Here is a 1,313-nt window from a genome sequence, read left to right on the forward strand (position 1 = left end):
GTACTGCGGCGATGTTCTTGGTTGGCGGCGGCATTGTGGTGCACAACGTTCCTGCGATTCATCACTTAATTGAGCCGATTATTATGGATTTTCGTGGACACACGATAGCGACAGCGGTTGTTCCAACTCTGTTGAATGGTGTTATTGGTGTCTTAGCTGGACTGAGCGTTGTTGTTGTTTGGACTGTGATTGGAAAAATTCGCGGTAAGTAATCCGCTCATTATTGGTCTTAATAAAACCCTCTCTCCACGAAACGAAAAAGGGGCACCATAATCATTATGGTGCCCCTTTTAGTCTAATAGGTCGTGTTTAATTAACACCACGCTCTTATTTTTCAATATGAGCGCTAATTTACCGACTAAGCGCTTATTTTACAGACCAAGCAATCGTCTCGCCGCCACGGATTGGCACAACGATGTCTGAACCGAAAGGCATGGTTTCAGCAACGTTCCACTCTTCTTTAACAAGAGTGATGGTGTCCGTGTTACGTGGAATACCGTAGAAGTCAGGGCCGTTGTGGCTTGCAAACGCTTCTAGGTTCTCAATCTTACCTTCTAAGTCGAACACTTCTGCGTACAGTTCAACAGCAGCGTGCGCTGTGTAAGAACCTGCACAACCACATGCTGACTCTTTTGCGCCTTTTGCGTGTGGTGCAGAGTCTGTACCCAAGAAGAACTTCTTGCTGCCGCTTGTTGCAGCTTCGATAAGCGCTAATTGGTGAGTGTTACGCTTCAGGATAGGAAGGCAGTAGAAGTGTGGCTTAATGCCGCCAACCAACATGTGGTTGCGGTTGTAAAGCAGGTGGTGAGCTGTGATGGTTGCTGCCACGTTCTCGTTAGCGTTCTTAACGAAAGTCGCTGCATCTGCAGTCGTGATGTGCTCAAGAACAATCTTCAGGTTAGGGAAGTCGTTCACAATCGGTGCTAGAACCGTGTCTAAGAACTCTTTTTCACGGTCAAAGATATCAACATCGTGAGCCGTTACTTCACCGTGTACCAGCAGCAACATACCCACTTCTTGCATCGCTTCTAGTACGTGGTAGATCTTTTGAGCTGAAGTTACACCTGAATCCGAGTTCGTCGTTGCGCCAGCAGGGTATAGCTTCGCCGCTACAACAGCGCCAGATTCTTTCGCTTTGCGAATTTCATCAGGTGTTGTGTTGTCTGTTAGGTAAAGTGCCATTAGAGGCTGGAACTGTTCACTTGGCTGCTCTGCCATGATGCGTTCACGGTAAGCAAGAGCCATTTCGGTATCGGTTACCGGTGGGATGGTGTTTGGCATGATTAACGCTCGACCATTGTAGCGGCTGATAT

General features: G+C 47.6%; 2 protein-coding genes. One reads left to right on the forward strand and one right to left on the reverse strand.

Going from position 1 to position 1,313, the window contains the following annotated elements; translation table 11 throughout:
- On the forward strand, positions 1-212 hold a 212-nt coding region (locus AB4232_RS17640; RefSeq protein ID WP_372087649.1), incomplete at its 5' end, for a DUF808 family protein.
- A 154-nt stretch (positions 213-366) separates the two neighbouring features.
- Here AB4232_RS17640 and pyrC read toward each other — a convergent pair.
- A partial coding sequence (gene pyrC / locus AB4232_RS17645) for a dihydroorotase (protein ID WP_372087650.1) occupies positions 367-1,313 on the reverse strand: 947 nt, incomplete at its 5' end.

Origin of the sequence: Vibrio sp. 10N.286.46.A8, from assembly GCF_041470165.1 — a bacterium.
Classification (GTDB): domain Bacteria; phylum Pseudomonadota; class Gammaproteobacteria; order Enterobacterales; family Vibrionaceae; genus Vibrio; species Vibrio tasmaniensis_A.